At 66.5% G+C, this 25,596-nt stretch carries 32 protein-coding genes; 15 read left to right on the top strand and 17 right to left on the bottom strand.

Annotation, left to right across the window (positions count from 1 at the left end):
- Window positions 1–537: 537 nt before the first annotated feature.
- Window positions 538–921, bottom strand: a complete 384-nt coding sequence (locus ACNSN7_RS13035; protein WP_418282733.1) for a winged helix-turn-helix transcriptional regulator — start codon at window positions 919–921, stop codon at window positions 538–540.
- Between the two features lie 69 nt (window positions 922–990).
- Between ACNSN7_RS13035 and ACNSN7_RS13030 the strand changes: the two genes are divergently transcribed.
- Both ACNSN7_RS13030 and ACNSN7_RS13025 read left to right on the top strand, forming a co-directional pair.
- Window positions 991–1,452 (top strand): DoxX family protein, encoded by a 462-nt coding sequence (locus tag ACNSN7_RS13030; RefSeq protein WP_418282732.1) that lies wholly within the window; start codon window positions 991–993, stop codon window positions 1,450–1,452.
- A gap of 79 nt (window positions 1,453–1,531) precedes the next feature.
- On the top strand, window positions 1,532–2,014 hold the full coding sequence (locus ACNSN7_RS13025) for a VOC family protein (protein WP_418282731.1): 483 nt from the start codon (window positions 1,532–1,534) through the stop codon (window positions 2,012–2,014).
- A 15-nt stretch (window positions 2,015–2,029) separates the two neighbouring features.
- Here the strand turns inward: ACNSN7_RS13025 and ACNSN7_RS13020 are convergent, their stop codons facing one another.
- Complete coding sequence (locus ACNSN7_RS13020; RefSeq protein ID WP_418282730.1) at window positions 2,030–2,464, bottom strand: SRPBCC family protein; 435 nt, start codon at window positions 2,462–2,464, stop codon at window positions 2,030–2,032.
- A gap of 121 nt (window positions 2,465–2,585) precedes the next feature.
- On the opposite strand from ACNSN7_RS13020, the gene ACNSN7_RS15560 reads away from it, so the two are divergent.
- Window positions 2,586–2,705 carry a DUF7989 family protein gene (locus ACNSN7_RS15560; RefSeq protein WP_496923308.1) on the top strand — a complete coding sequence of 40 codons (120 nt, stop codon included), beginning with the start codon at window positions 2,586–2,588 and terminating at the stop codon, window positions 2,703–2,705.
- A gap of 61 nt (window positions 2,706–2,766) precedes the next feature.
- On the opposite strand, the gene ACNSN7_RS13015 is transcribed toward ACNSN7_RS15560, so the two are convergent.
- The 3 genes from ACNSN7_RS13015 to ACNSN7_RS13005 all read right to left on the bottom strand — a co-directional run bounded on the left by ACNSN7_RS13015 (window position 2,767) and on the right by ACNSN7_RS13005 (window position 5,721).
- On the bottom strand, window positions 2,767–3,255 hold the full coding sequence (locus tag ACNSN7_RS13015) for a hypothetical protein (protein ID WP_418282729.1): 489 nt from the start codon (window positions 3,253–3,255) through the stop codon (window positions 2,767–2,769).
- Complete coding sequence (locus ACNSN7_RS13010; protein ID WP_418282728.1) at window positions 3,252–4,412, bottom strand: thiolase family protein; 1,161 nt, start codon at window positions 4,410–4,412, stop codon at window positions 3,252–3,254. Before ACNSN7_RS13010 ends, ACNSN7_RS13015 begins: the two co-directional genes overlap by 4 nt.
- Before the next feature lie 64 nt (window positions 4,413–4,476).
- Window positions 4,477–5,721, bottom strand: a complete 1,245-nt coding sequence (locus tag ACNSN7_RS13005; RefSeq protein WP_418282727.1) for a threonine synthase — start codon at window positions 5,719–5,721, stop codon at window positions 4,477–4,479.
- A gap of 151 nt (window positions 5,722–5,872) precedes the next feature.
- Between ACNSN7_RS13005 and ACNSN7_RS13000 the strand changes: the two genes are divergently transcribed.
- Window positions 5,873–7,249 carry an NAD(P)/FAD-dependent oxidoreductase gene (locus ACNSN7_RS13000; protein WP_418282726.1) on the top strand — a complete coding sequence of 459 codons (1,377 nt, stop codon included), beginning with the start codon at window positions 5,873–5,875 and terminating at the stop codon, window positions 7,247–7,249.
- A 26-nt stretch (window positions 7,250–7,275) separates the two neighbouring features.
- On the opposite strand, the gene ACNSN7_RS12995 is transcribed toward ACNSN7_RS13000, so the two are convergent.
- The 6 genes from ACNSN7_RS12995 to ACNSN7_RS12970 all read right to left on the bottom strand — a co-directional run bounded on the left by ACNSN7_RS12995 (window position 7,276) and on the right by ACNSN7_RS12970 (window position 12,470).
- Entirely contained in the window at window positions 7,276–8,079 is an 804-nt protein-coding gene (locus ACNSN7_RS12995; protein ID WP_418282725.1) for a DUF7839 domain-containing protein, read from the bottom strand.
- Window positions 8,080–8,187: 108 nt separating this feature from the next.
- Window positions 8,188–9,354 (bottom strand): thiamine pyrophosphate-dependent dehydrogenase E1 component subunit alpha, encoded by a 1,167-nt coding sequence (locus ACNSN7_RS12990; RefSeq protein WP_418282724.1) that lies wholly within the window; start codon window positions 9,352–9,354, stop codon window positions 8,188–8,190.
- Window positions 9,355–9,508: 154 nt separating this feature from the next.
- On the bottom strand, window positions 9,509–10,549 hold the full coding sequence (locus ACNSN7_RS12985) for an NAD(P)-dependent alcohol dehydrogenase (RefSeq protein WP_418282723.1): 1,041 nt from the start codon (window positions 10,547–10,549) through the stop codon (window positions 9,509–9,511).
- Between the two features lie 132 nt (window positions 10,550–10,681).
- Window positions 10,682–11,398: a metallophosphoesterase gene (locus ACNSN7_RS12980; protein WP_418282722.1), complete on the bottom strand. Its 717-nt coding sequence runs from the start codon at window positions 11,396–11,398 to the stop codon at window positions 10,682–10,684.
- A 67-nt stretch (window positions 11,399–11,465) separates the two neighbouring features.
- Window positions 11,466–12,125, bottom strand: a complete 660-nt coding sequence (locus ACNSN7_RS12975; protein ID WP_418282721.1) for a J domain-containing protein — start codon at window positions 12,123–12,125, stop codon at window positions 11,466–11,468.
- Between the two features lie 87 nt (window positions 12,126–12,212).
- Window positions 12,213–12,470, bottom strand: a complete 258-nt coding sequence (locus tag ACNSN7_RS12970; RefSeq protein WP_418282720.1) for an MTH865 family protein — start codon at window positions 12,468–12,470, stop codon at window positions 12,213–12,215.
- A gap of 136 nt (window positions 12,471–12,606) precedes the next feature.
- On the opposite strand from ACNSN7_RS12970, the gene ACNSN7_RS12965 reads away from it, so the two are divergent.
- From ACNSN7_RS12965 to ACNSN7_RS12945, 5 genes are all read left to right on the top strand, one after another.
- The gene (locus tag ACNSN7_RS12965) at window positions 12,607–13,659 is read left to right on the top strand and encodes a M42 family metallopeptidase (RefSeq protein WP_418282719.1); all 1,053 of its coding nucleotides are present in this window, start codon (window positions 12,607–12,609) and stop codon (window positions 13,657–13,659) included.
- Window positions 13,660–13,909: 250 nt separating this feature from the next.
- Window positions 13,910–14,191, top strand: coding sequence for a 50S ribosomal protein L44e (locus tag ACNSN7_RS12960; protein ID WP_418282718.1), 282 nt, complete (start codon window positions 13,910–13,912; stop codon window positions 14,189–14,191).
- A 2-nt stretch (window positions 14,192–14,193) separates the two neighbouring features.
- The gene (locus ACNSN7_RS12955; RefSeq protein ID WP_418282717.1) at window positions 14,194–14,367 is read left to right on the top strand and encodes a 30S ribosomal protein S27e; all 174 of its coding nucleotides are present in this window, start codon (window positions 14,194–14,196) and stop codon (window positions 14,365–14,367) included.
- A 16-nt stretch (window positions 14,368–14,383) separates the two neighbouring features.
- A complete protein-coding gene (locus ACNSN7_RS12950; protein ID WP_418282716.1) occupies window positions 14,384–15,184 on the top strand; it encodes a translation initiation factor IF-2 subunit alpha in 801 nt (266 codons plus the stop codon).
- A 34-nt stretch (window positions 15,185–15,218) separates the two neighbouring features.
- Window positions 15,219–15,395, top strand: a complete 177-nt coding sequence (locus ACNSN7_RS12945; protein WP_418282715.1) for an RNA-protein complex protein Nop10 — start codon at window positions 15,219–15,221, stop codon at window positions 15,393–15,395.
- Window positions 15,396–15,454: 59 nt separating this feature from the next.
- Here the strand turns inward: ACNSN7_RS12945 and ACNSN7_RS12940 are convergent, their stop codons facing one another.
- Together ACNSN7_RS12940 and ACNSN7_RS12935 are read right to left on the bottom strand one after the other, a co-directional pair.
- Window positions 15,455–15,808: a helix-turn-helix transcriptional regulator gene (locus tag ACNSN7_RS12940; RefSeq protein WP_418282714.1), complete on the bottom strand. Its 354-nt coding sequence runs from the start codon at window positions 15,806–15,808 to the stop codon at window positions 15,455–15,457.
- Window positions 15,809–15,832: 24 nt separating this feature from the next.
- Window positions 15,833–16,678, bottom strand: coding sequence for an NRDE family protein (locus tag ACNSN7_RS12935; RefSeq protein ID WP_418282713.1), 846 nt, complete (start codon window positions 16,676–16,678; stop codon window positions 15,833–15,835).
- 106 nt (window positions 16,679–16,784) lie between these two features.
- On the opposite strand from ACNSN7_RS12935, the gene ACNSN7_RS12930 reads away from it, so the two are divergent.
- The 3 genes from ACNSN7_RS12930 to ACNSN7_RS12920 all read left to right on the top strand — a co-directional run bounded on the left by ACNSN7_RS12930 (window position 16,785) and on the right by ACNSN7_RS12920 (window position 18,914).
- Entirely contained in the window at window positions 16,785–17,855 is a 1,071-nt protein-coding gene (locus ACNSN7_RS12930; RefSeq protein ID WP_418282712.1) for a glucose 1-dehydrogenase, read from the top strand.
- Window positions 17,842–18,477, top strand: a complete 636-nt coding sequence (gfcR, locus tag ACNSN7_RS12925) for a transcriptional regulator GfcR (RefSeq protein ID WP_418282711.1) — start codon at window positions 17,842–17,844, stop codon at window positions 18,475–18,477. The genes ACNSN7_RS12930 and gfcR overlap by 14 nt, the downstream gene beginning before the upstream one ends.
- 92 nt (window positions 18,478–18,569) lie before the next feature.
- Window positions 18,570–18,914 carry a glutaredoxin family protein gene (locus tag ACNSN7_RS12920; protein ID WP_418282710.1) on the top strand — a complete coding sequence of 115 codons (345 nt, stop codon included), beginning with the start codon at window positions 18,570–18,572 and terminating at the stop codon, window positions 18,912–18,914.
- Window positions 18,915–18,983: 69 nt separating this feature from the next.
- Here the strand turns inward: ACNSN7_RS12920 and ACNSN7_RS12915 are convergent, their stop codons facing one another.
- Window positions 18,984–19,496 carry a DUF7575 domain-containing protein gene (locus ACNSN7_RS12915; protein WP_418282709.1) on the bottom strand — a complete coding sequence of 171 codons (513 nt, stop codon included), beginning with the start codon at window positions 19,494–19,496 and terminating at the stop codon, window positions 18,984–18,986.
- A 129-nt stretch (window positions 19,497–19,625) separates the two neighbouring features.
- Between ACNSN7_RS12915 and ACNSN7_RS12910 the strand changes: the two genes are divergently transcribed.
- The 3 genes from ACNSN7_RS12910 to ACNSN7_RS12900 all read left to right on the top strand — a co-directional run bounded on the left by ACNSN7_RS12910 (window position 19,626) and on the right by ACNSN7_RS12900 (window position 21,022).
- On the top strand, window positions 19,626–19,769 hold the full coding sequence (locus ACNSN7_RS12910; protein ID WP_418282708.1) for a hypothetical protein: 144 nt from the start codon (window positions 19,626–19,628) through the stop codon (window positions 19,767–19,769).
- Between the two features lie 142 nt (window positions 19,770–19,911).
- Window positions 19,912–20,184, top strand: a complete 273-nt coding sequence (locus tag ACNSN7_RS12905; protein WP_418282707.1) for a cytochrome C oxidase subunit IV family protein — start codon at window positions 19,912–19,914, stop codon at window positions 20,182–20,184.
- Window positions 20,185–20,272: 88 nt separating this feature from the next.
- A complete protein-coding gene (locus ACNSN7_RS12900; RefSeq protein WP_418282706.1) occupies window positions 20,273–21,022 on the top strand; it encodes a GNAT family N-acetyltransferase in 750 nt (249 codons plus the stop codon).
- A 50-nt stretch (window positions 21,023–21,072) separates the two neighbouring features.
- Here the strand turns inward: ACNSN7_RS12900 and ACNSN7_RS12895 are convergent, their stop codons facing one another.
- The 3 genes from ACNSN7_RS12895 to coxB form a co-directional block, all read right to left on the bottom strand.
- On the bottom strand, window positions 21,073–22,065 hold the full coding sequence (locus ACNSN7_RS12895; RefSeq protein WP_418282705.1) for an NAD-dependent epimerase/dehydratase family protein: 993 nt from the start codon (window positions 22,063–22,065) through the stop codon (window positions 21,073–21,075).
- A 122-nt stretch (window positions 22,066–22,187) separates the two neighbouring features.
- Window positions 22,188–24,689, bottom strand: coding sequence for a cbb3-type cytochrome c oxidase subunit I (locus tag ACNSN7_RS12890; RefSeq protein WP_418282704.1), 2,502 nt, complete (start codon window positions 24,687–24,689; stop codon window positions 22,188–22,190).
- A complete protein-coding gene (coxB, locus tag ACNSN7_RS12885) occupies window positions 24,689–25,444 on the bottom strand; it encodes a cytochrome c oxidase subunit II (RefSeq protein WP_418282703.1) in 756 nt (251 codons plus the stop codon). Before coxB ends, ACNSN7_RS12890 begins: the two co-directional genes overlap by 1 nt.
- Window positions 25,445–25,596: the final 152 nt, after the last annotated feature.

The raw sequence follows: 25,596 nt of genomic DNA, 5'->3' as shown, positions 1-25,596 counted from the left end.
TGCGGTGGCGACGCCGGCGCGACGCGCCGGCTGCAAGCGAGAGCCTCGCTCTCGCCCTGGGCGCCCGTGAGCGGCCGTCAGGCCGCGAACGGCCTCGCGCGAGGGAGTCAGGGGCGGTCGCCGGAACCGCTCGGCGACCGCCCCTGACTCCCTCGCACGCGCTCCTCGCGCCCGGTGGGCGCTCGGAGGCGCGCGCCGTCGCATGCGTTCTTTATAAGTATCCATCGACGTCGCTCACGGTCGTTTAAATACCGCAGCACGACCGGCAAACTGCAATACTCACTCCCGCCATCGATCATCGCTGTGTCCGTACTGACCGCGATCGGAACCAACTGTGTCCGATCGTATGTATTTCGACGGAGCCGACAATACCGATCACGCATTTATATTTGCCAATACGCGTACAATCAGCGATCGAGACGGAACGACGAGAAACACACCACCCGAGGCTGGCGGAAGTCGGTGTCATCGGATCGGAACGCTCCGAGAGATCCGATCGAAATCCCTGAACCCTCGCCCGCCGAACGAGAGCGCTGCTCAGGCGGAGCCGTCACACGCGGCGAGCCACTCGTGGGCCCACGAATCGATCTCCTCGAACACGGGCGCGAGCGACTCGCCTTTCGGGGTGAGGCTGTAGTACGTCGCCACTGGGGCGTCCTCCTCCATCCGGCGCTCGACGAAGCCGGTCTCCTGGAGGTCGTCGAGCACTCGTGAGAGAGTCCGGGCGTTGGCGTCGGTCTCCCGTTTGAGTTCGTTGAACCGGCGCTCACCGTTCTGGAGCTCGTGGAGGACGACGAGCCGCCACTGCGAGCCGATCTGTTCGAGCGAGTCGACGATCGGGCACGGCGTGTCCGTGCTCGCTCCGCCCGAGTCGCCCGGCTCCGACTCCGCCCGAGTGTTCGCGAGATCCTGAGATGACATCGATGTTACCTACTAACCTGATTGTCCGGGAAGCGATATATAGGTTACGTTCGTATAGGTGGTTACAAGATGATAGCTGAAACCGCGCTGCTGTCCGGAACCGTACCGCTCCAGTTCGATTCGTCGCTGTCCGCCGAGCTGTTCCTCCTCGGTCGGCTGCTGTTCGGTGGCGTGCTCGCCTTCATGGGATTCAACCACTTCATGGACCTCGACACGATGGCCGGCTACGCCGAGTTCAAGGGGCTCCCCGCACCGCGTTTCTCGGTGATCGCGTCCGGGTTGATCCTCGTCCTCGGCGGGATCGGTATCGCCGCCGGCGTGTTCCCCGTCGTCGCCGCCGGCGGGATCGCGGTCTTCCTGCTCGTCTCCGCGGTCACGATGCACGACTTCTGGTCGGTCGACGACCCCGAGGAGAAGCAGTCCGAGATGACCGGCTTCCTGAAGAACGTGTACGGTGCGGGTGCCGCGCTCATCCTACTGGCGGTCGGCGGAAGCGCGTGGCCGTACGCGATCGGCAGCGGCCTCTTTTAAGTCGCCGTACGATTCGGATCCCCCACAGCACTACCTGACCCCCACAGCACTAACTGACCCGCCGTCGAACGCGTCACGTATGAGCGACGCACCACCGACGACCGGACTCCACCACGTGACCAACGTCTGTACGGACATGACGGAGACGGTCGCCTTCTACGAGGACGTCCTCGGCTGGCACACCGTCAAGCGGACGCAGAACTACGACGACCCCGGAACGCTACACTACTACTTCTCGTCGACACCCGAGGGCGAGCCCGGCACGAACGTCACGTACTTCGAGTATCCCGGTGCGCAGGGGACGCCCGGCCCGGGCGCGAGCCACCACTTCGCGTTCGGCGTCGCGGACGAGGAGACGCTCCGCGAGTGGCAAACGCATCTCCGTGACCGCGACGTCGACGTCTCCGAAGTAAAGGACCGAACGTACTTCAAGAGCATCTACTTCACCGACCCCGACGGACTCGTCTTCGAGTTGGCGACCGAGGGGCCCGGCTTCGCGCATGACGAGGACGACCCCGGAAGCGAGGAGATCGACCCGTTCGAGAAGGGATACGAACGGTGACGTGACCCCGCCCAGTCACACGCCCTCGGCCGCTGGCCGCTCGACCAGTCGAGCGAACCGGTCGAGGGCGAGCTCGCAGACGGGGACGTAGCCCGCGGCGACGAGCGGGACCTCGATGACGACCCGGCAGCGGTCGTCCGATCCGGCGTACGCCTCGACTCGGTGCCCCGTCGCGGGGATTCGCGCGACGTCCCACGCCCATCGGCGACCGTTGAAGTCGGTGACTCGAAACGGTACCCACACCCCGGCGACGCGGACCCGTCCCGTCGTTCCCTCGCGGACGTACCGGTCGTCGCTCTCGACGCCCGTGACCGTCGGGCTCCAGGCCGTCCACGTCCGAGTGTCGCGGAGCGCCTCCGCGGCGACGTCGGCTCCGACCGCGACGTCGCGCGAGACGTCGAGTCGAAACCCGCGGCGGACGCAGTCGATCGGATCGGGTGAGCGCACCACGTCCGCGCTTCGGGTCCGAGAAGCAAAAGCGGCGCGAATATATATCTCATTATATAATATTGCGTCTCGGTATCGTCCCCGCCGAAGCGTTGATACGTGGACCCGCACTAGCCGTTGCACAATGACCGACACCGACGCCGACACGATGAAAGACGTCTCCCACACGGCTCCACACGACACCTCCGCGAAAGCCGTGTGGAAGCGAGGACAGCGACCGGTCGAGGCGGAAGAAGAGGAGTAGTTCGCCCGTTTTGCGACCGTGAATTGCCGGGCCGCAGCGAAGGTCGGCCGACCCGTTCCGATCAGTCGATCGGACGGAACCGGAACCCGTCCCACTCCTGACTGTCCGGTTCCCGGATCCCCGCACCGGGGTCGCGAAGCTCCTCGGCGTACACCGGTTCGACCGCGTCGCCGATATCGATGTCGACCGCCTCCTCGTCACCCTCGGCGTCGACCGCCGCACCGTCGTCCTCGCCCGCTGCCGCGGTCACCTGTCCGAGCGCGCGGACCGGCGGGCCGTCGTAGCCGTCACCCATCTCGAACTCGACGATCGCGAGGGTGTTCGGCTGGCGGACGCCCGGCGGCGTCGCCGTCGAGGTCGTCCACGTGATCACCCGCGCCTCGTACTCGCGGAGGTCGACGGTCCCGGTTCGCTCCGCTCCGTTCGGGCCGACCGGATGCGGCGGATACGTGACCGTTCCGTCCGCGTACTCGGCCGCCTCGAACGTCGGCGCTCCCGTCGGTCGGTCGTCCGATCGCGTCACGCTGTCGTCGGTGTGTGTGTCGCTCATTGTGGTCCCTCCAGGATCGCGGTGGTCACGCAGTTCCCGAACCCGCCGACGTTACACGCGAGGCCGACGTCGGCCTCGACCTGTCTTGGGCCCGCGTCCCCGGTGACCTGCTTGAACACCTCGTACACCTGTGCGACGCCGCTCGCGCCGAGCGGGTGTCCCTTCGATTTGAGCCCCCCCGACGTGTTGATCGGGAGGTCGCCGTCCCGGTCGGTGACGCCCGCCTCGATCGCCTTCCACCCCTCGCCCTTCTCGAAGAAGCCGAGGTCCTCGCTCTGGAGGAACTCGAGGATCGTGAACATGTCGTGTAACTCCGCGACGTCGACGTCGTCCGGACCGACTCCGGCCATTTCGTAGGCGATATCGGAGGAGGCGACGACGCCGCCCATCGTCGTCGGGTCCGCGCGTTCGTGGACGACGTGGGTGTCGGTCGCGCCGCCGATCCCGGAGATCACGGCGTACTCGTCTTCCGGAACGTACTCCTCGGCGACCGACGCCGGACAGAGGACGAGCGCCGCGGAGCCGTCCGTGATCGGACAGAAGTCGTACAGCCGCAAGGGGTCGGCGACGACCGGCGAGTCGAGCACGGTCTCCAGATCGACCTCCTTGCGGAACTGTGCGTGCGGGTTGTCGACGCCGTTTCGGTGGTTCTTCACCGCGACCTTCCCGAGGCTCTCGCGCGGTGCGTCGTACTCGTCGAGGTACAGCCTGGCCGTGAGTCCCGCAAAGGAGGGCAGCGTCACGCCGTGTTTGTACTCCACCGGATGGGTGAGCGACGCGATGACGTCGGTCGCCTCCCCCGTGGTCCGATGGGTCATCTTCTCGCCGCCGACGAGCATCGTGAGATCGCTGGCCCCCGAGGCGATCGACTGCCACGCGGCGTACACGCCCGCGCCCCCCGACGAGGAGGTCTGATCGATGCGGGCGGTGTAGGCGGGCATCGCCGCCAGGTCGTGTGCGAGCGCGTTCGGGACGCCGGTCTGTCCCTCGAACTCGCCGCTTGCCATGTTCGAGACGTACAGGTGATCGAGGTCGCCGCCGTCGATCCCGGCGTCGTCGAGCGCGGCCTCGCCCGCCTCCGCCAGCAGCTCTCGCACCCACGCGTCCCGTTCGCCGAACCGCGTCATCGACGCGCCGATGATCGCTACGCGTTCCATACGGGTGCCTCAAAGCGGCGCGTCTAAAACGTATCTTTTCCGCTCGTGATCGCTGGACGCCGACTCAGATCCCCTTCCCCATCAGGTGGCTTCGCAACACGTCGGGCGTTTTGAGTCCCGCGTCCGTGTTGAGCAGGACGACCGTCTCCGTGCCGTCGAATCCCCCGTCCGCCGCGAGCGCCCACGCGCCGGCCGGAGCGGTGCCGCCGGCCGATCCGATCTCCAACACCTCGTTCTGGGCGACCGTGACCGCGCTTTCGAGGATATCGTCGTCCGGGACCGCCACGGCCGTCCCGTCGCTCTCTCGCACGGCCTCGATCGCCGCGGAGCCGCCAGCCGGATCCGGGACCTCCAGTTCGCCGACGATCGTGTCCGGCGTCGACCACGGTTCGGGCTCGTCGAGTCCGCGGTCGACCGCGGCGGCGATCGGCGCACACCCCTCGGGCTGTGCGGCGACGAGCGTCGGGAGCCCATCGATCGCGCCGATCCGATCGAGTTCCACGAACCCCTTGTGAACGCCGGCGATCACTTCCCCGGATCCGGTCGGGACGACGACGACGTCGGGAGCGTCGCCGAGGTCGGCGACGAGCTCGAACGCGACGGTTTTGATCCCGTCGTGACGGTACGGCGTGACGAACTCGTCGAGGCTCGTGTAGTCGGTCGCGAGCTGCTCGTCGACGGCCGCGACGGCGTCCGGATATCGACCGCCGACGACGCGCATCTCCCCGCCGTGGACGTTCGTCATCGCCTTGTTCGGGAACGGGCACCGCGAGGGGACGAACGCGTACGACCGCAGGTCCGCACGGCCGGCGTACGCCGCCATCGACACCCCGGCGTTTCCGGGGCTCGCACAGACGAGGGGTTCGACGTCGGGGGCGTCCGCGGTACCGCTCGCGACGCGCTCCGCGACCGCCGTGACCGCGACCGAGAGGCCGCGGTCGAGGACCGATCCGGTCGGGTTCCGTCCCTCGTCTTTGACGTACACCTCGGCGACGTCGAGCTCCTCGGCGAGCCGGTCGGTCCGCACGAGCGGCGTCCCTCCCTCGCCGGCCGAGAGGGCGGCGCTCGCCGGGATCGGGAGCAGGGCGTCGAACCGCCAGTGACCGCGACCCGGTACGAACTCGCCGGATGGGCCGTCCCCCGCCGACGAGGTCGACGGGGCGAGCAGGTCGTCGGGATCGACGGCGTCGTAGTCGTACGTCGGGTCGAGGTATCGCCCCTCGTCGGAACAGTCGTCGGGGTTCGCCGTCTCGTGGACGCGACCCGACGAGCGACTCTCCAGCCCGCGGAACGTCTCCGTCGTCTCCATACGCTCGTTTGCGACGGGGGCGACTAATCGCTTCCCACTCGCTCCTCCTCGAGAGTGAACCGGATCGATGCCGTCCGCTCGGGCGTCGAGCGGGTAACGAGACGCCGGCGACCCGTCGCCGCTTATAAGTGGGCCGCCCGAACGATCGGGCATGAACGGAACGGCCAACGTCGTGGGGGGCGGGCTTGCGGGGCTCGTCGCGTCGACGCGACTCGCGGAGTCCGGTGTGGACGTGACGCTGTACGAGCGCCGCCCCGAGGTGGGAGGTCGCGTCCGGAGCCGCGAGGTCGACGGGTTCACCCTCGATCGCGGCTTCCAGGTGTTGTTCACGAGCTATCCGGCGGTCGCCCGCGAACTCGACGTCGACGAGCTGGACCTCCGAGCGTTCGCGCCCGGCGCAACGATCTGCCGGCCGGGCTCGCGGGCCGTCCTCTCCGATCCCCTTCGGGACCCCCGGCGCGCGGTCGAGTCCGCGTTCAACCACGAGGTTCCCTTCTCGGACAAGCTCCGGACGCTCGGGCTTCGGTATGACCTCTCGAAACGCTCCGAGGACGACTTCTTCACGGGCGCGGACGCGTCGATCCGCGAGTACCTCGACGGCTGGGGGTTCTCCGAGGAGTACGTCGCTAACTTCGTCGAACCCTTCTACGGCGGGATCACGCTCGATCGAACGCTTTCGACGTCGAAGCACGTGTTCGAGTATACGTTCCGCGCGATGAGCCGGGGCTCGATCGCCGTTCCCGCGGACGGAATGGCGGCGATCCCCCGACAGCTCGCGGCGCGTGCACGCGAGGCCGGCGTCGACGTCCGGACCGGCGAGGACGTCGAGGCGATCGACGTCGGCGACGGTGGAAGCAGAAACGGGAGCGGTGGAAGCGGGACGGGGAACGACAGCGGCGACGGGGCGAGGTCCGCCGGACGCTTTCGGCTCGGCTCCGGTGGCCCGGCCGAGGGGGTGCGGATCGAGCTCGCGGACGGTTCGACCGCGGACGCCGATCTCGTCGTCGTCGCGACGACGCCGCCCGAGGCCCGTCGACTGACCGGCGTCGACTCGATCCCCGAGACGGGCGTCGGCACCGTCACCCAGTGGTACACGCTCCCCGAGGGAACCGACTTCGGGACCGGCAAGCGGATCCTGCTCAACGCGGCCGACGAGTCGCCGAACGCGGTCGTCCCGATCTCCGAGGTCGTTCCGGAGTACGCGCCCGATGACCGCGCGCTGCTCGCCGCGACGTTCCTCGGCGAGGAGGCCCTCGATCGGGACGCCGAGGACCTCCGCGAGGACACTCGTGGGGCGCTGTCCGGGTGGTATCCCGAGCGCGGTTTCGAGAGACTCTCGGTCGTCGACACCGACCGGATACCCTTCGCGCAGTTCACACAGCCGCCGGGCGTTCACGAGACGCTCCCGGACCCCGACGATCCGGCGGGACCGGTCGTTCTCGCGGGCGAGTACACCGCGTGGTCGTCGATACAGGGCGCACTCGAGAGCGGTCGACTGGCCTCCGAGATCGGAAGAAGCCACCTGTAGTCGACGGCCGAAGACGTCTCGAAACGCTACAGATCGGCCGCGTCGAGCACTCTGTGTGGGACGTTCGACTCCCGGAGCTTGGCCGTGTGCCGCGGGATCTCGTCGGTCACGGCGACGAGGAGGACGTCGAGTCCCCGCAGCGCGGCCTCCGCGACGCCGTCGGCCGTGCCGAACCGAACGTCGGGCTCCAAGCCGGCCCGCGAGACGAGCGCGTACGCCTCCGTCCCGGCGACAGCGAGCAGGCCGTCCGCGGGGAGGCGGTCCGGTATCGTCTCGGGAGCCGGCGGGGCCGCGTCGGTCACGGTCGGGACCGGTACCACGGTGACCGTCCCGGTATCGTAGTCGACGACGCCCTCGAAGTCGGTGACGCCGACGGCCGCGCCCCCCTCGGCGCTCGTGACGGCGACCGCGGTCGCGGTGCCGCCGACCGGGTTCGCGTGGAGGACGCCGTCGCGCATCTCCAGTCCGACCTCGCTCCCCTCCGTCACGTCGTCGAGCGCGATCGCGGCGTCGACGTCGACGCTACCGAGCACGTCGGAGGTGACCCGGTCGAGGTACGTCTCCAGGCTGTCCGTTCGGGAGATGAGCCAATCGACGCCCTCCTTGGTCACCTCGTAGCGCCCGCGGCCGCCCTTGTCGACGTAGCCGGCCTCGACCAGGTCGCGGACGTAGTCGCTGACCGCCTGCGAGGTGACGCCGATCGCTCCAGCGATCTCGCTTTGGCTCACGGCCGGCTGCCGGGCCGCGATCTCGACGAGCACCTGATAGCGCGTCGCGTCACGCTTGCTGCCGAGGACCTCCGGTGTCGCCCCCGTCTCGGAGCCTGTCATTGGCCGTTCTCCGGACCCATCGGATAAAGTACTGTTGCAGCGGTGCGGATCCAGTTGATCGGACGGAGGTGACGCTCGCGGCGGCGATGACGACCCGACCGGACGAGATCACTCCTCCCGCAGAAACGCCCCGTCGCCGTGTTCCTCGATCGCCGCCAACAGCTCGTCGCGCTGCCGGCGGAGCTCCGGCGGGAGATCGGCGTAGGCGTTCGCGAACAGGTCCGCGGGGTCGGGAACGACCGCCTCCGCGACGTCGATCGCCTCCGCGACGACGTCGTCCGCGTGATCGTGTATCGTCGCGACGGTCTCGTCGTCGATCCGGCCGGTCTCCCGGAGGAACGTCTCCATCCGGTCGATGGGATCGAGCGCCCGCCAGGGATCGACGTCGTCCGGGTCCCGATACGCCGTCGGGTCGTCCGCGGTCGTGTGCGCGCCGTACCGGTACTCGACGAACTCGATCAGGGTGGGACGCGCCGGTGCGTCGTCATCGCCGTCGTGTTGGGACGACGCTCGAGTCCGGGCACGTTCGACCGCCTCCCTCGTGACGGCGTAGCTCGCGAGCGGGTCCATGCCGTCGACCCGAACGCCGTCGAAGCCGTACGCGGTCGCCTTCGCGGCGAACGTTTCGCTCGCGGTCTGTCGGCCCTTCGGGACCGATATCGCCCACCCGTTGTTGTGACAGCAGAACACGGTCGGCGTGTCGAACACGCCCGCGAAGTTCAGCGCCTCGTGGACGTCGCCCTCGCTGGTCGCGCCGTCGCCGAAGTGGCAGGCGACGACGCGGTCCTCGTCGCGGTAGTCGAACGCCCATGCCGCGCCGACCGCGTGCGGGACGTGCGCGCCGATGCCGATGTTCAGCGGGAACACGTTTCCCGCCGCTATCGCCTCGGTACCGGACTCGTGGCCCATCCAGTACGGGAGGTACTCGGCGAGCAGGTCGCGGACGACGACCGCGCCGTGCTCGCGGTACTGGTAGCTGATGAGGTCGCGGTCGGCGAGGGCGTGCGTCGACCCGACCGCCGAGCCCTCCTGTCCCGCACACGGCGCGTACGTGCCCATCCGTCCCTGTCGCTGGAGGCTGACCGCGCGCTCGTCGAACCGTCGGGTGATCACGAGGTCGCGATAGATGTCGACGAGTTTCTCATCGGACAGATCCGGGACCGTCGCGGCCGGAAGCACGTGTCCATCCGGACCGAGCACGCGCCGGACGTCGGCGTCCGCGAGGGGGTCCGTGTCGGTCATCTGACGGGCCTCGTCGACATCGTCGCCGGTCATGTATGATGGTGTGCGCGCGGTTCCCATGGCCTTGACGGTTGCGGCGGAGGGATCGAGGAGTCGAGCCGACGCCGAATCGTCCGAGAAGAATCGGCCGCACGGACCGTGTCCACCCGAGGGGCCGCCGTCCGGAGGGCGTCCGCGGTGAGTCCGCTCAGGGCGTGATGACGGCCCGACCGTCGATCTCGCCGTGTTCGAGCTTCTCAGCCACGTCGTTCACCTCGTCGAGGGCGAACCGGCTGGTGTGAAGGTCGACGTCTCCCTGTTCGACGAGCGCGACGAGCTCCTGGAGCTCGGCGTATCGACCGACGATGTTGCCAACGTAGGAGAACTCGCCGTTCACGAACGCCTGCGAGGGCTCGTGAACGTGGCCGCCGTACCCGATCACGTGGTGGTCACCGCCCGCGGCGGCGATCTGTGGACCGTACGCGGTCGTCTCGTCCGCGCCGACGAAGTCGAGTACCTGCGCGGCCCCGCGCTCGTCGGTGATGGATTCGATCGCCGCCGGAACGTCCTCCTCGGTCGGATTGATGAGATGGTCCGCACCGTAGCCGTCAGCGAGGTTCAGTGCGGAGTCCTTCACGTCGACCGCGGTGACCCGGGCCGCGCTCATCGCGTCCAGACATTGCAGCCCGATGTGGCCAAGCCCGCCGATGCCGATGACGACGGCGTGGTCTCCGGGATTCAGTCGCTTGACAGCCTTCTTCACCGCGTGATACGCCGTGATCCCCGCGTCGGCGTGAGGGGCGATGTCGATCGGATCGACGTCGCTGGGAAGCGGGATGACGGACCGCTCGCTCGTGTGGAGATAGTCGGCGAACCCGCCGTCGGTCGTCAACCCGTTGAACGCGTCGTTCTCACAGTACATCGTCTCCTCGAGTCGACAGGGCCGACAGGTCCCGCACGTCTGTACCGGGTGGCAGATCACTGGGTCACCCGGGGAGACGAGGTCGACTTCCGACCCGACGTCGACGACCGTTCCCGCGTTCTCGTGTCCCAGCGTCATGGGGAGCGGCTGGGGAACGTACTCCTCCCACATCCCCTCGATGATGTGATTATCGGTCTGACACCACCCCGCACCTTCGACCTCGACGATGACGTCCGTTGACTGCTCGACCTCGGGGCGGTCGACCTCATCGATCGAGAGCCCGTCGCTCATGTCGTGAGTGTACTCGTGGAGTCTGGCTGCTTGCATGTGTACTACTGACTCTCGTACTCGATCATAAACGTTCGTTATGAATCCTGTAAGCCCTGTTAACAAGCGTCTGAGCGGCCGCTTTTCAAATTCTAAAAGCTTGAACGCGTCTCGATCGGTCGCGGTCGTCGATCACAACAGGTCACGGAACTCCCCGAGCGGCGGGAACCGGAGCGTCTCCTGTGTATCGGCGTCGTAGACGAACGGGCACAGATCGTCGACGTTGCTCACCAACGGCGAGCCGAACGCGGCGGCGTCCATGTCGGTGACCACGACGCCGGGAGCGAGCCGGTTGAACGCCGGCAATACCACGACGTCCGCGTTCCTGTAGGTCCCCTCGCCGACGAGGAAGCAGGGATGACGGTCGCCCTCGATCTCGATCGTCGGATGAACGTGGCCGAACAGGTATCGGTCCCCCGCCGTCTCCGGCGGTTCATGACCGTGACAGATGACGGTGCGGGCGGCACCGTCGCCCACTCCGTGGTCGACGACGTACTCGTCGTGAACAGGACCGTTCCACGCGGTTGCCAGCGCGGTGTCGTGGTTGCCGCCGACGAGTTCGAGTTCGGTGCCCGCGTCGTGACACGCGGTGGCAAGCGCTGCGAGACCCTCCCGGCTCCGGTCGGAGACACCGTCGAAGGTGTGGATCACGTCGCCCGCGAACACCACGGTTTCGGGAGTGAAGTGCGCGATCAGCGCGGAGAGTCGTTCGCGGAGGTCGTCACGTTCGCCGAGCGGAAACGAGACGGCGGCGGCCTCGTCGCGCCCGACGTGGAGGTCGGACACGACGAGAACGCCGCCCCGGATGCCGAGGAACACGGCCCTGTCCCGGAACGTGACGTCGTTCACACCGACACTGTGACCGCGCAAAAGATAACGGCATCGAAGAGGTGTGGATGAGGGACGGTCCGGACGGTCAGCGGCCGAAGCCGGGGGCCGACTCGGGGCGCTCCGGAGTGCCCTTCGCGTGGTTACTGGCGGTCGCATACGCCGCTCGCACCCGACGAAACGACGCTTCGTCGCCGCCCTGATCCGGATGGACCTCCTTGACACGCTCCCGGTACGCCCGCGTCACCTCGTCGGCGTCGGCGTCGATCGACAGACCGAGCTCGTCGAACGCGGCACCAGTGAGATCACGTGCGGGCCCCGACGTCCCTGGACGGTTCCCGCTCCAGTCCGGTTCGACCACGTCGAACGGGAACCGACGACCAAGCGCGTGAGCGGGCATCTCGTGTTCACAGAGGACCGTGAACACCCCCTCCCCGTTGAGTCGGAAGTAGTCGTGTGCGTCGAAGGTGACGGCGACCCCGCGTTCGGGGAGGTAAAACGGGACGACTACGTCTCCGAGTTGGTGTCTCTCACGGAACCGTTCGCCGATCGTCGAGAGGTACGCACGTATCTCCCGGTGACGTCTCGCGTCGCCGCTTCCGGTCCCGCCGCTGCCGGACGGTTCGGTCGGCGAGGAGAGCCGGTTCCCGACGTAGAACACGGCGGCGACGACGACGGAGGCAACGCCCCCGAGCACCGTCCCGAGCAGCACCCACGGCGGGACGATATCGATGAAGTCGACGACCACACGCCGTGTACGGCGTGAATCCGTATGAATCCCTCGCCGGCTCGGACGAGGGATCTCGGTCGCGACCGCGCAGCGCCGGCTCGTGGCTCAGATCAGGTCTTTCGCTTTGAGACCCTCGATGATGTCGTCGACGAGCTCCTCGGCCGAGTCGTACGGGAACTCCTGCTCGTTGCCGAGTTTGGCGGCCATCTCCATCGCGGTGAAGCTCACGTCGCCGGCCTCGAACTTCGTTCCGGGGCCGTTCGGGAGCGCGGGAACGAGGTCCATCTGGTTGTTCACGGGGTAGTCGGCGTTTCCGAACGCATCGAGGAACTGTTCACGGAGTTCCGCTTCGACATCAGTCATACCTCTACATGCCGAGAGTGTCCGCAAAAGCGTTGCGGAACCACAAAAAACGAAACAATAATTTATTATTTAATGTGTGGTGATCTCACACACTGAAACCCACGGTACTTTGTCGGTAGCATCGTAACGACCGGACATGTCGTTCGACTTTGATTTCGACCTGTTGTGCGAGCTGACCGAGACGCGGGGCGTTCCGGGGTACGAGGACCGCGTTCGTGCGATCGTCCGCCGCGAGCTCTCGGAGCGCGTCGACCGCGTTCGATCCGACGCGATGGGCAACGTCGTCGGAACGATCGAGGGCGATTCCGACTACTCCGTCGCCGTCGCCGCACACATGGACGAGATCGGGTTCATGGTTCGCCACGTCGACGAGGACGGGTTCCTCCAGGTCGACGCGCTCGGCGGGTTCGATCCCCGCGTGCTCCGTGCCCAGCGCGTGACCGTCCACGGCGAGGAGGACCTCACGGGCGTCATCGGGTCGGTTCCGCCCCACACCCTGACCGACGAGCAGCGAGAGGCCGACGAGGAGGTGTCCGACGTGTTCATCGATCTCGGCCGCGACGCCGAAGCGGTCGACGATCTCGTCGGCGTCGGCGACCTCGTGACGCTCGAGCAGACGACGACCCGGATGGGCGATCGGGTGACCGGCAAGGCGCTCGACGACCGGGTCTGTCTGTTCGCGATGCTGGCCGCCGCCGACCGGATCGACGACCCGGCGGTGACGATCCACTTCGCGGCGACCGTCCAGGAGGAGGTCGGACTCCGCGGGGCACACGCGCTCGGCGTCGACATCGACCCGGACCTCGCGATCGCGCTGGACGTCACCGTCGCCAACGACGTCCCGCAGATCGGCGAGGAGGCGGACGCCGTGACGCGGCTGGGGGAGGGAACGGCGATCAAGCTGAAGGACGCCTCGGTGATCACGAGTCCGAAGGTCCACGGGCGGCTGACGGCGGTGGCCGAGACGGAGGGGATCGACCACCAACACGAGGTGTTGCCTGCAGGGGGGACTGACACCGCCGGGTTCCAGACAACCCACGGCGCGAAGCCGGTCGGTGCGATCTCGATCCCGACACGGTACCTGCACACGGTGACCGAGACCGCCGACGGCGACGATATCGCCGCGACGATCGATCTGTTGACGGCCTTCCTGGAGTCCGAGACCGGCGATCACGACTACACGCTGTGAGCCACTGATGGCGAACAGGCGACGCGTGCCGGGAGCCGAGTCGGACTCCGAGACCGGATCGGCGCAGACGGCAATGAGTCCCGACGGCGCGTCGCGCAACCGCCTCGACCGTCGGATGCCGGAGTCACCGGATACCGCTCGTTGGCCCCGCCATCCGTCATAAAGGCTGGCTCGACGGGAGCCTCGACGTCGGAACAGACCAAACCCGTTTTAAGCGTCGGCGTCGAACCGCGTCACAAGGTCGATATCCATGGAGATGCCACGTCGTTTCAATACGTACTGCCCTCACTGTGACTCCCACCAGGAGCACGAGGTCGAGAAGGTTCGATCGGGTCGAGCGACCGGTCTGAAACGCGACGCTCGCCAGCGCCGTCGCGCGGTGGCGACGATCGGCAACGCCGGCGGGTACTCGAAGGTTCCCGGTGGCGACAAGCCGACGAAGAAGACCCACCTGAAGTACCGCTGTGGCGACTGCGGGAAGGCCCACATGCGCGAGGGATGGCGCGCGGGCCGCCTGACGTTCCAGGAGTGATCATGGCGGGAGAGTTCCACCGCGTCGCCTGCGGCGACTGCGAGAACGAACAGATCGTCTTCGGCAAGGCCGCGTCCGTCGTATCGTGTGCCGTGTGTGGCACGACGCTCGCGACCCCGACCGGCGGGGAGGCCGAGCTTCACGGCGAGATAGTCGAAACCGTCGAGGCGCGGTAAACGCCTCACACCTGCGATGCAATACAGCGGTTGGCCGGAACCCGGAGAGCTCGTGGTCGGTGAAGTCGACGAGATCGCTGACTTCGGCGTGTTCGTCGACCTCGATCAGTACGAGGACAAGCGCGGCCTCTGCCACATCAGCGAGGTCGCATCGGGCTGGATCAAGAACGTTCGAGATCACGTCCGCGAGGGACAGACGGTCGTCGCGAAGGTGTTGGAGGTCGACGAGTCGTCCGCACAGATCGACTTGTCGATCAAAGACGTCAACGAACACCAGCGGAAGGAGACGATACAGGACTGGAAAAACGAGCGCAAGGCGGACAACTGGATGCTCATCGCCTTGGGCGAGGACGTCACCGACGATCGCTACACCGACGTGGCGAACGCGCTGTTGGTCGAGTACGAGTCGCTGTACGACGCGTTCGAGTCGGCGGCGATCCACGGCCACGAGGCGCTCGACGACGTCGAGATCGACGACGAAACGGTCGAGACGGTCGTCGAGGCGGCCCGTGAGAACGTATCGGTGCCGTACGTCGACGTGACCGGATACGTCGACCTCGAGTCGTTCGCATCCGACGGCGTCGACGACGTCAAGGCCGCGCTGGAAGCGGCAGAAGGGAACGGATCGGTTCCGGACGGGGTCGAACTGGAGGTCGGCTACGTCGGCTCGCCCGAGTACCGGATCAAGGTTCGTGCGCCCGACTACAAGACGGCCGAAGACCAACTCGAGTCCGCGGCCGCTCGCGCTCGCGAATCGATCGAGAGCGCCGGCGGCGTCGGCGCGTTCCACCGCGACCGGCGAGAAGACGACGAGTAGTGCGGACCGATTCGCGACGACGTTCGTTCATCCAATGAGATCCGATATCCGCGTGTGTACGGAGTGGAGAAGCGAGCACGACCGGCCGGTGTACACGCTCGGTGACCGCTGTCCCGGCTGTGGAGCGCCGACGTCGAACAGCGCTCCCGCGCCGTTCGATCCCGAAGACCGGTACGGCGAATATCGCCGCCGGGCACGCTCACGGGAGTAGCCGGCAGCTCGGTCGGTGTTCCTCGCGGAAAGAGCGTCGCAAGCGTCACGGAACCGGCGTCAGTACTCCTCGTAGGCCAGATTCATCAGCCATTGCGAGAAGGCGTCGGACTGCGGATCGATCTCCTCCTCGCCGATGAAGGGGGACAGCATGTCGCCGGCCATCAGGAGCGCGAAATCGAGATCCCGGGGCGCGGGCTCCAGATAGTAGGTGTTGTGTCCGTCGTACACCGTGTCCTCGCGCTGAATGAGGCCGGAACCCTCGAGCGCCTCGGCGATGCGACTTCCCTTCCGCGACGAGACGTCGAGCTCCTTCCAGAAGTCGCTCTGGTGGATCCCGCCGGTCTCGCGGATCAGTTCGAGACCGGCGTGCTCGTCCTCCGACAGCTCGGCCTCGAGTTCGGACACGCTCATATCCAAACACTGCCCGCGAATCGCTTAAAGGTGGCTTTCCGGACCGTCCTCGGAGCCGTCGCCGACGGTGGACTCGCCGGATCCGGCGGGTTCTGTGGACGACGTCGTTCGGCCCGCGAACCCGTCCGGGATCGGGACCGATTCCGCGGGAGTCACACACGGTGGGCCGTCGGCGAACGCCATCGCCGCATCGGGGCCGGTTCGGATCCGAGTGAACGATCGGGTCCCGAAGCCGTCGCCGTGGAGACACGCACCGTACGCGTGGTCCGCGAGCACGTCGCTCGCGCGGTCGAGCCAGTCGGTCGCGGTCGCGCCCGGACGCGGAGCCGTCGCCGTCGCGATCCGACGTGCGCTGTCGACTCGGTCGCGACCCCGCTCCGCCAGCCGCTCGGGAACCGCGAAGCGTTCCTCGCCGTTGCGGACGCTACCGACGTTGCCGACGACGTGCACGCCCGGATCGAGCCGGGTAATGGCGAGGCCGCCGTCGTACGACAGCAGAAACGCGGCGACGTCGTCCGCGACGACGAGGGTGAATCCCTCGTACGTCCGCTCGTCGAGCTCCCGTTCGACGGTTCGCACGGCCGACTCGGCCGATCCGGCCCGAAGACAGTCCCACACGAGCAGGCCGCGCGACCGGTCGCCGTCGCGGTCGGCGTCGAGCCATCGGTTGGTGATCGCGACCGTCAGCCCGGTCGCCGCGAGGCCGATCCACGTTCCGCCGGCCTCGGCGTCCCGGGGTGCGACGATCGCGGGGTCCGAGCCGCGGACCGTCGGCGGTTCGGAGGGGCGATCGCTCGCCTCGTCGCGGTTGGCAGCGAGCGCAACGGGGGCGTCATCGAACGCGCGCCACGCGAGCGTGAGTGTACACACGACCGCTCATGCGGGGTGACGGGACAAAAAACGCCGGGCGCAAGCTGCCAATGTCTTTACTCATTATAGAATAAATCTTTTGTCCACTGGGTGCATCGGCTCGAGTATGAAAGCGATCGCGGCCTACGAGGACGGCGACGAGCCGGTCGTTATCGAGAAACCACGACCGGAGCCGGTAGACGGAGAGGCCCTGGTGAGGACCCTGCGCGTCGGCGTCGACGGGACCGACCACGAGGTGATCGCGGGGGATCACGGCGGAACGCCGGAGGGGGACGACCACATCGTGTTGGGCCATGAGGCGGTCGGCGTCGTCGCGGACGCGAACGACACGCCGTTCGAGGAGGGCGACGTCGTCGTCCCGACCGTCCGCCGTCCCCCGAACGGCGCGAACGAGTACTTCGCCCGCGGCGAGCCGGACATGGCTCCGGACGGACAGTACCACGAGCGAGGCATCGTGGGCGCACACGGGTTCATGGCCGAGTACTTCACGAGCCCGGCGGAGTTCCTCGTCGAGCTCCCGCCCGAACTCGCGGCGTGGGGATTTCTCGTCGAACCGGCATCGATCACCGAAAAGGCGCTCGAACACGCGTACGCGAGCCGATCCGCGTTCCACTGGGATCCCGAATCGGCGCTGGTTCTCGGGAACGGATCGCTCGGGCTACTCACGCTCGCGATGCTCGACGCGGAGATCGACCGAACGTACTGTCTCGGCCGCCGCGAGCGCCCGGATCCGACGATCGACGTTATCGAATCGACCGGCGCGACGTACGTCAACGCCAACGACACGTCCGTCTCCGAGGTCCCCGACGCGCACGAGCCGATGGACTTCGTGTACGAGGCGACGGGCTACGCGCCACACGCCTTCGAGACGATCGAGGCGCTCGCTCCGAACGGCGTCGGCGCGCTGTTGGGTGTCCCCGGCGACTGGTCGTTCGAGATCGACGGCGGCAGGCTCCACCGGGAGTTCGTCCTCCACAACAAGGCGCTGGTCGGGAGCGTCAACTCCGGGTACGAGCATTTCGAGGCGGCGATCGACTCGCTATCCGGGCTCTCGGAGTCGTTCCTGACCGACCTCGTCACCGGCGTCTACGGCCTCGACGAGTTCGAGGCCGCGTTCGTGGATGACGACACGACTATTAAAACGGCGGTCGAATTCGCGGCGTATGAAGAACGTTGACGACCTGATCGACAGCGCGGCGGAGCTCGCGGAACGAGGCCTCTCGAAGGGGGAGATCGCGGACGAACTGAACGTCTCCCGGGAGACGGCGAGCTGGCTCGTCGAGCGCGCGGGTGCCGACAGCACGGACACCGCCGAAACCGAGTCGGGGTCGACCGCCGACATCCACGTCGACTGGTCGGCGATCGGCCGCGACTCCGCACGGCTCACCTACGCCGCGAAGGCGATGGCGGACCTGCTGGTGAAGGAGGGTGAGGAGGTCGATCTCACGGTTGGGATAGAGAAGGCCGGCGTCCCGGTGGCGACGGCGATCGCCGGCGAGATCGACACCGATCTCAGCACGTACGCCCCGGCGAAACACCAGTGGGAGGAGGGAGACATCGCGGACCACGGCGGGGGCTTCTCGCGGAACTTCGCGGGGATCCGCGACCGCGACTGCTATCTCGTCGACGACATCATCACGAGCGGCACGACGATGCGCGAGTCGATCGAAGCGATCCGCGAGCAGGGCGGTGAGCCGGTCGCCTGCGTCGTGTTAGCGGACAAGCGGGGATACGACGAGATCGACGGCGTCCCCGTCCACTCGCTCATCGACGTCGTCCGCGTCGACCGCGACGAGTAGCACTGCCGTCGGGCCCCGACCGCTCCCGATCGACATCGATACGTCGCGGGCGACCCCGCAACCCCTTTGCGTCGCCGGTCCGTACGTCGTCCATGACGTTCAATCCCGAACCCGACGTTGACGCCGACGAGATTCGAGGGCGCGTCGACGAGGCGATCGCCTCGAACGATGTGGTGCTGTTCATGAAGGGGAACCGTCTCATGCCGCAGTGTGGCTACTCCCAGCGGGCGGTCGAACTCATCAGCAAACACGTCGAGGAGTTCGAGACGCTCGACGTCCTCCCGGCGCTTCCGCAGTACCGCGAGGCGCTCGAATCACACAGCGGATGGGAAACGATCCCACAAACGTACGCGAACGGCGAGTTCATCGGCGGCAGTGACGTTCTCGCGGAGCTCGACGAACGAGGAGAGCTGGCGGCCGAACTCGGCGTCGAGTAGCCGAACCGATCACCGGTCAGCGTCGAGTAGCCGAACCGATCACCGGTCAGCGTCGAGTAGCCGAACCGATCACCGGTCAGCGACGTCGTCGGAACGCGGGAGCTCCTCGGTACACCAGTGACAGAAGTCCAGTTCCGGGTCGACCTCCCGTCCACAGCTCGGGCAGTTGGCGACGGCGGACGGCTCTCCGGTTCGGCTCGCGTCGTCCTCGGTGGCGGCCCGGTCGTCGAGCGCCGCGCGCTCTGCGTCTTCGGTCCGCCCCGAACCGATCGAACTGCTCGTCGTCGCGGCCGCGGTTTGGCGCTCGTACCGTCGGTTGTTTCGAACCGCGAGGACGTACGCGTCCACGACGCTGGCGACGATCACGACGAGTGCGGGTGCGATCTCCGACAGCGGCGGTGCGGTGCCGGCGAACAGTTGGTCGACGGCACCGTCGGGGACGAGAAACACGAGGGTCGCCGTGATCGCGACGTACCAACCGAGCGCACGCCCCCACCGTCGGAGGTACGCGTGTCCGAGCCCGGAGATAACGAGCGCGAGCAGGACGGCGAGCCAGGGGCGCCGTCGACGAACGTCTCCCATACCGAAGGAGAGCGGAGGCGTGATAATGAGCGTTTGGGGTTCGAGGAGGACGGCCGGGGACGAGCCGCGACGGGCGGTCAGCCGAGCCCGGCTCGGTGCGTTTATACGATCGACGGACCGAGTCGAGGTATGCTCGGGTTCCCGACCGGACAGCTCCTGTACGGACTCCTGTACGCGCTGCTCGGCGTCGGGTTCTGGGCGGCGGGGTTCGTGGTCGCGTACTACCTATACAAACGGTGGCGCGGCGAGGACGGACCTCGCTCCGAGGAGTGAACATCCGCAGTCCACGGCGGCCAGCGGTCTACGGAGGGTGGACGGCTCCGCCGAACACGTCACGGACGGCTCCGGCGGTGCGGGCCACGTCGATTTCGGATGGTTAATTCTTTAAGCACGCGACCCAAGTCTCCATTGAATAATGGCGTCCGACTCGGTGAAGCTATACACGGCGATCTACGTTGCCCTCCTAGTTCTCGCGTTCTCGAAGTTCATCTTCTTCGAGTTCGACGAGTTGTTCACGTACAGACAAGCGTTCGCGGGGACGATGGGGGCCGCCGCGATCAAGTCGGTGCTCATCGTCGGCTACTACCAACACCTCCGCTGGGAGAACAGGTCGCTCACGTACCTCATGCTGCTCGCGTTGGCGCTCGCCATGCTGTTGATGGCAGCGGCGACCTACTCCATCACGTAAGCGGTGGCGGACCGGCGCGCGAACGGCACAGTTCTCCCGCCTCGGGATCCGGCGCGGAGTTTTTGTATCCACACGGAGACGTCTCCGTATGAACGTCCGAGCAGCGACGACGGATGACATCGAGGAGATTCGGGAGGTAGCGGGAGCGTCACTGACGGCGTCGTACGGCCATGCCGTCAACGAGGACCTGCTCGAGGGGGCCGTCGAGCGATGGTACGACGTGGACGAGCTCGGTGCGGACGTCGCCGATCCGAGCACGGTGTTTCTCGTCGCCGACGACGAGGGGACCATCGTGGGGTTCGCGGAGAGCTACATCGTCAACCGTCGGGAGCGTGTCGGCGAGATCGACTGGTTACACGTCCATCCCGACTACCGGAGCGAAGGTATCGGTTCGGAACTCCTCGCTCGCGTCGAGGCCGACCTCCGCGCCGCCGACGTCGCGAACATCGAGGGACGAGTCCTCGTCGACAACGAGGCCGGGACGACGTTTTACGAGCGTGAAGGCTACGAACGGTCGGGCGAGCGCCACGTCGACATCGGCGACGGAACGTTCGTCGAACGGGCGTACCTGAAGCGGTTGAGTCGGGCCGAAAGCGATCGACAGGAGTCGTACGAGACCGACGACGGGGACACCGTCTACGTCGCCTTCGAGCGGAGCGACCGCGGGTCGTTAGCGCCCTTTTATGCGGTGTACTCCGACGAGGATCACGAGGATAGATACGGATACCTCTGTGGCAACTGCGAGAGCACGAACGTCGCCATCGACACGATGGATCGGGTCGAATGTCTCGACTGCAGTAACCGACGCAAGCCGACGCGGTGGGATGCGGCGTACTGACTCCGACGCGGTGGGACGAACGCCCGTGCCCTCGGTCGGCGGGGCGAGTCTCAGAGCGTGTCCTTCACGCCCAACACGCGCTCCTCGCGTGCTCGACCGGGGTCCCACTTGCTGCCGTCGCGGTTCGAGTCCCGGTGATCCGCGACGCTTCGCGCCATCGCCTCGGCGACCGGCGTCGACTCCCACCCGAGCGCGGCGAGCGAACACGTCTCGAGGAGGTGTGGATACTCCCGATACAGTACGAACTCGTCGGGAGTTAGATCGCCGGCGGCGAGCGCGTCCGCGCTGGCCGGGACGACCTCACACTCGGTGTCGGCCGCGGCCGCGATCTCAGAGACCGTCTCCGCGAGCGTGAGTGCCCGACGGTCACCCACGTTGTACGCCGCCCCCGGCTCTCCGCGCTCCGCGACGATCCGAAGCGCGCTGGCGACGTCCTCGACGTACGCGAGCTGCCAGATGCTGTCACCGTCGCCCGGGACGATGACTCTGTCGTGTGATATCACGCGATCGATCCAGTAGTCGAGCCGTTCGGTGTAGTCGTTCGGGCCGTACACGATCGTCGGTCTGACGGCCATCGCGTTGACGCCCGCCTCGGCGGCGGCGAACACCGCACGGTCGCCGCCAGCCTTACGGTTGCCGTACGTCGAGTCCGCGTCGCTTTCGGCCTGTTCCGGCGTACACGGGCGAAGCGGCGTGTCGTCCTCGCGTTTCGGGATCTCCTCGGCGGCGTACGCGCTTCCGGAGGAGACGTACACGTACGCGTCGACGTCGGCGAAGACGTCGGTCGCGGTCTCGACGTCCACGGGGCGGTACGCGACACAGTCGATCACGACGTCGGGATCGGTCGACAGCGCCGCGGTGCGGAGGTCGGTTCGGTTCGTACGGTCGCCCTCGACGTGGGTCACACGTGGCTCGTCCGCGAACGGGTTCTCGCGTGTCCCCCGGTTGAGCATTGCGACCTGGTAGCCGTTCGCCAACAGCTCCGCGACGGTGTGCCGGCCGATGAATCGAGTGCCGCCGATCACGAGCGCGGTATCGGTCATACGTCGACTCGGGGTGCCGTATAAAAAGGTGGCGCGGTCGGCCCGCACACGGGTGGCGTTCCGGAGCGGCAGTCGTCACTCGACGAGTCGAATCAAACGAACGAAAGATCGGTCGGCTGCTCTCAGAAGAGGTAGAACAGCGGGAAGAGGAACACCCACACGATGTCGACGAAGTGCCAGTAGAGACCGAAGTACTCGACTGGACGGGAGTCCTCCATGTACGCGCCTCGGTAGGCGCGGACGAACAGGAAGCTGGCGATGAGCAGCCCACCGATGACGTGGACCGCGTGCAGACCCGTCGTCACGAAGTAGACGCTGGCCTGGATCGCCGAGTAGCCCTCGGGAACCGTCGAAAGCATGACGCCGTCGACGTAAATCTTCTCCCACCACTCCCACGCCTTCACGCCGAGGAAGGTGAGCCCGAGCAGGGTCGTCGCACCGATCGCTGCGAGCAGGCCCTTCCGGCTCTTCCGGTGTGACGCGACGAGCGCGAGTATAACGGTGAACGACGACGTCAGCAGGACGAACGTGTTGATCAGTCCGGGCAGCGAGTCCGGGAGCGGGCTCCACGTTCCCCAGCCCGCGTTCCACCGGATGAACACGGCCGCGCTGATGAACGCGCCGAAGACGATGACGTCGGATGCGAGGAAGAACCACATCCCCAGTTTCACCTTCTCGACACCGTTGAACGGCCACCGCTCGGCGAACTCCGCAGGCGGGGCGTAGAAGTCCTCTTTCCCCCAGTTCCAGCCGGACCAGATCAGCCCAAGCAGTCCGATAACCGCGAGTACCGGGTACACGGGGTTGAGAACCTCGATCGACGTCTGCGCGACCGTGTCGCCGATGGCGAACTCGGTGGAGTCGTTGAACCCGGAGAGACCGAGCAGCAGGATCCCGGTCGCCGCGGACAACAGAACGGGCCAGACGCTGGCGTGGCTCGCGTGCTTGTCCCAGTACGGGTAGTTGCGGATGTGGTCGGAGTGGCTGTCACCGCCGTCGGTGACCGCGTTGCCGTTCTCGTCGGCCTTGACGGCCGGACCGCCGTCCGGCACGTAGTCCTTCACGAACTCCAGTTTCCCGGAGGCGTAGGAGGGGCGGTTCGGCCAGTTCTCCAGCGGCGGGGGCGAGGAGACGGCCCACTCCGCGGTCCGGGAGTAGTCCCACGGGTTGTCACCGGCGTCGGGCCCGGAGACGTACGACTTCGCGAAGTTGTAGAACATGATGAAGAAGGACGCACCGAGCACGAACGCACCGATGGTACCCGCCTGGTGCATTCCCTGGAACGCGGGGTTGTACTCGAAGACGCGCCGCGGGGTCTCCCACGCGAGGAACATCGAGAAGTACACCGCGTTAAAGCCGATGAAGAAGACGACGAAGTGGACCTTCCCTAAGAACTCGTCGTACATCTTCCCCGTCATCTTCGGGAACCAGTAGTACGCCCCGCCGAACAGCGCGGTCGCGCCGCCGAACATGACGTAATGGAAGTGTGCGACGACCCAGTACGTCCCGCGGAACTCGTAGTCGAGCACGATAGCGCCGAGGAACACCCCGGTGATACCGCCAAGGATGAACAGCAGTAGCGCGCCGAACGCGAACAGGAACGGCGTCGTGAACTGGATTCGACCCTTGATCAGCGTGTAGATGAGCGCGAAGACGAGGAGATCGAACGGCAGGGAGATACCGATGGTCGTCGCCATCATCAGCGTCTTGATCTCCAGGTTGATCGTCGTCAGGAACATGTGATGCATCCACACCAGGAACGACTGAACCGAGATCAGACAGATAGCGATGATCACCCACTTCCGACCGACGAGCCGGCGACCGGAGAACGTCTGGAACAGCTCCAACATCACCCCGAGCGCCGGGAAGAAGACGATGTACACCTCGGGGTGACCGAAGAACCAGAACAGGTGGCCCCACAGCAGGGAGCCGCCCTCGGTCGCCGAGAAGTAGACGCTGCCGAGGACGCGGTCGGACGCGAGGATGAGCCCGACGGCGAGCAGCGCCGCGAACGCGAACAGCATCATCCAGACGGTCGCGAGCATCGACCACGTGAACATCGGCATGTCCATCAGGCCCATCCCCTCCGCGCGGGAGTGGTGTATCGACGTGAGGAAGTTCACCGTCGACGCGGTGACGCCGACGACGAACATGAACAGCGCGAGCACGGCCCCGGTCGAACCGATGCTCGGCGTGTACATCGGGACGTTCAACGGAGCGTACATCGTCCATCCCGCATCGAGCGTGCCGCCTTGGAAGAAGCTGATCCCGAGGAGAACTCCCGAGAACAGGTACATCCAGTACGACAGTGCGTTCAGCCGCGGGAACGCGAGGTCGTCGGCTCCGATCTGGAGCGGAACGAAGTAGTTCGCGAACCCGAACGCGAACGGTGAGAGGAACCAGAACACCATTATCAGTCCGTGCGCGGTGACGGCCTCGTTGTACGCGAGCCCGGACATGACCTGATTGGCCGGGTCCCACAGCTGGAGGCGGATCAGCAGCGCGAGTACGCCGCCGAACAGCAGGAAGAACAACGCCGTGATCGTGTAGAGGACGCCGATGTCCTTGTGGTTCGTCGTCACGAGCCAGCGCTTGACGGAGGTCGTTGGGGGAAGCTCAGACATTATTGGTCACCCTCCTCGTCGGTCTCGTCGGTCTCGTCGGTGTCATCGGTCTCGGTGTTCTCGTACCACTCCTCCCACTCGTCCTGCGGGAGGACGGTGATCTGGCCGTCCATCTGTGAGTGGCCGGAGCCACACAGCTCGAAGCACTCGACGAGGAACGTCGCCTCGCCGCCCTGTGTTTCGACCTCCTCGGAGCTCACCGAGAACCAGGTGTGGGAGGTTTCACCCGGAATGGAGTCCGATTTGAATCGTAACTCCGATGAGCCGAAGTTGTGCCAGACGTCCCGTGATGTCACCGCCAAGTCGATCCGCTGGTCTGCCGGGACGATCAGCTCGTTCGTCTCGGTGTGGCCGTTCGGATACTCGTAGTCCCAGCCGAACTGGTACCCCTCGACGACGATCTCGATGTCGCCCTCGCCGTCAGTGTCGGGGCCCTGCTCGACGTAGAGCAGCAGCCCGTACGCGTAGACGACGAGGCTGATGACGACGATCGCGCTCAGGCCGAACGATAAGAAGAGCTTCTTCGCTTTCGGACCGCCCTGTCCGGTCGGCAGTTCGCCGACGACCGGGGCGTCGAACCCCTCCTTCGGCTCGCCGCCGTCGTCGCGGTACTTGTACGCGTTCCACAGCGTGTACGCGACCACGACGACACCCACCAGCGTCCCCAGCGCGAGGAAGACGAAGAAGATCTCGTCGAACACCTCCGCCTGTGCACGCCAGCCGGTTCCCTGTTGTAGAATAAGTGCATCTATCATGTGTGTCGCTCAGGTCTTGTCTCTCCCTTGGTCATAGTACACTTAGCTCTTTTGTAGCGGAGCCGGATGACCGGTCCGTCCATTGAAAAGAGACTGTATAATCGAGCCAAAGTCCTATATCGGATGACCGTTTTCCGTTCCGACTCCCGGAG

Source organism: Halorubrum rarum, assembly GCF_048380895.1.
Taxonomy (GTDB): Archaea; Halobacteriota; Halobacteria; order Halobacteriales; family Haloferacaceae; genus Halorubrum.
The sequence above is the reverse complement of the archived record's forward strand: the minus strand, read 5'-3'. Positions and strand labels throughout refer to the sequence as shown.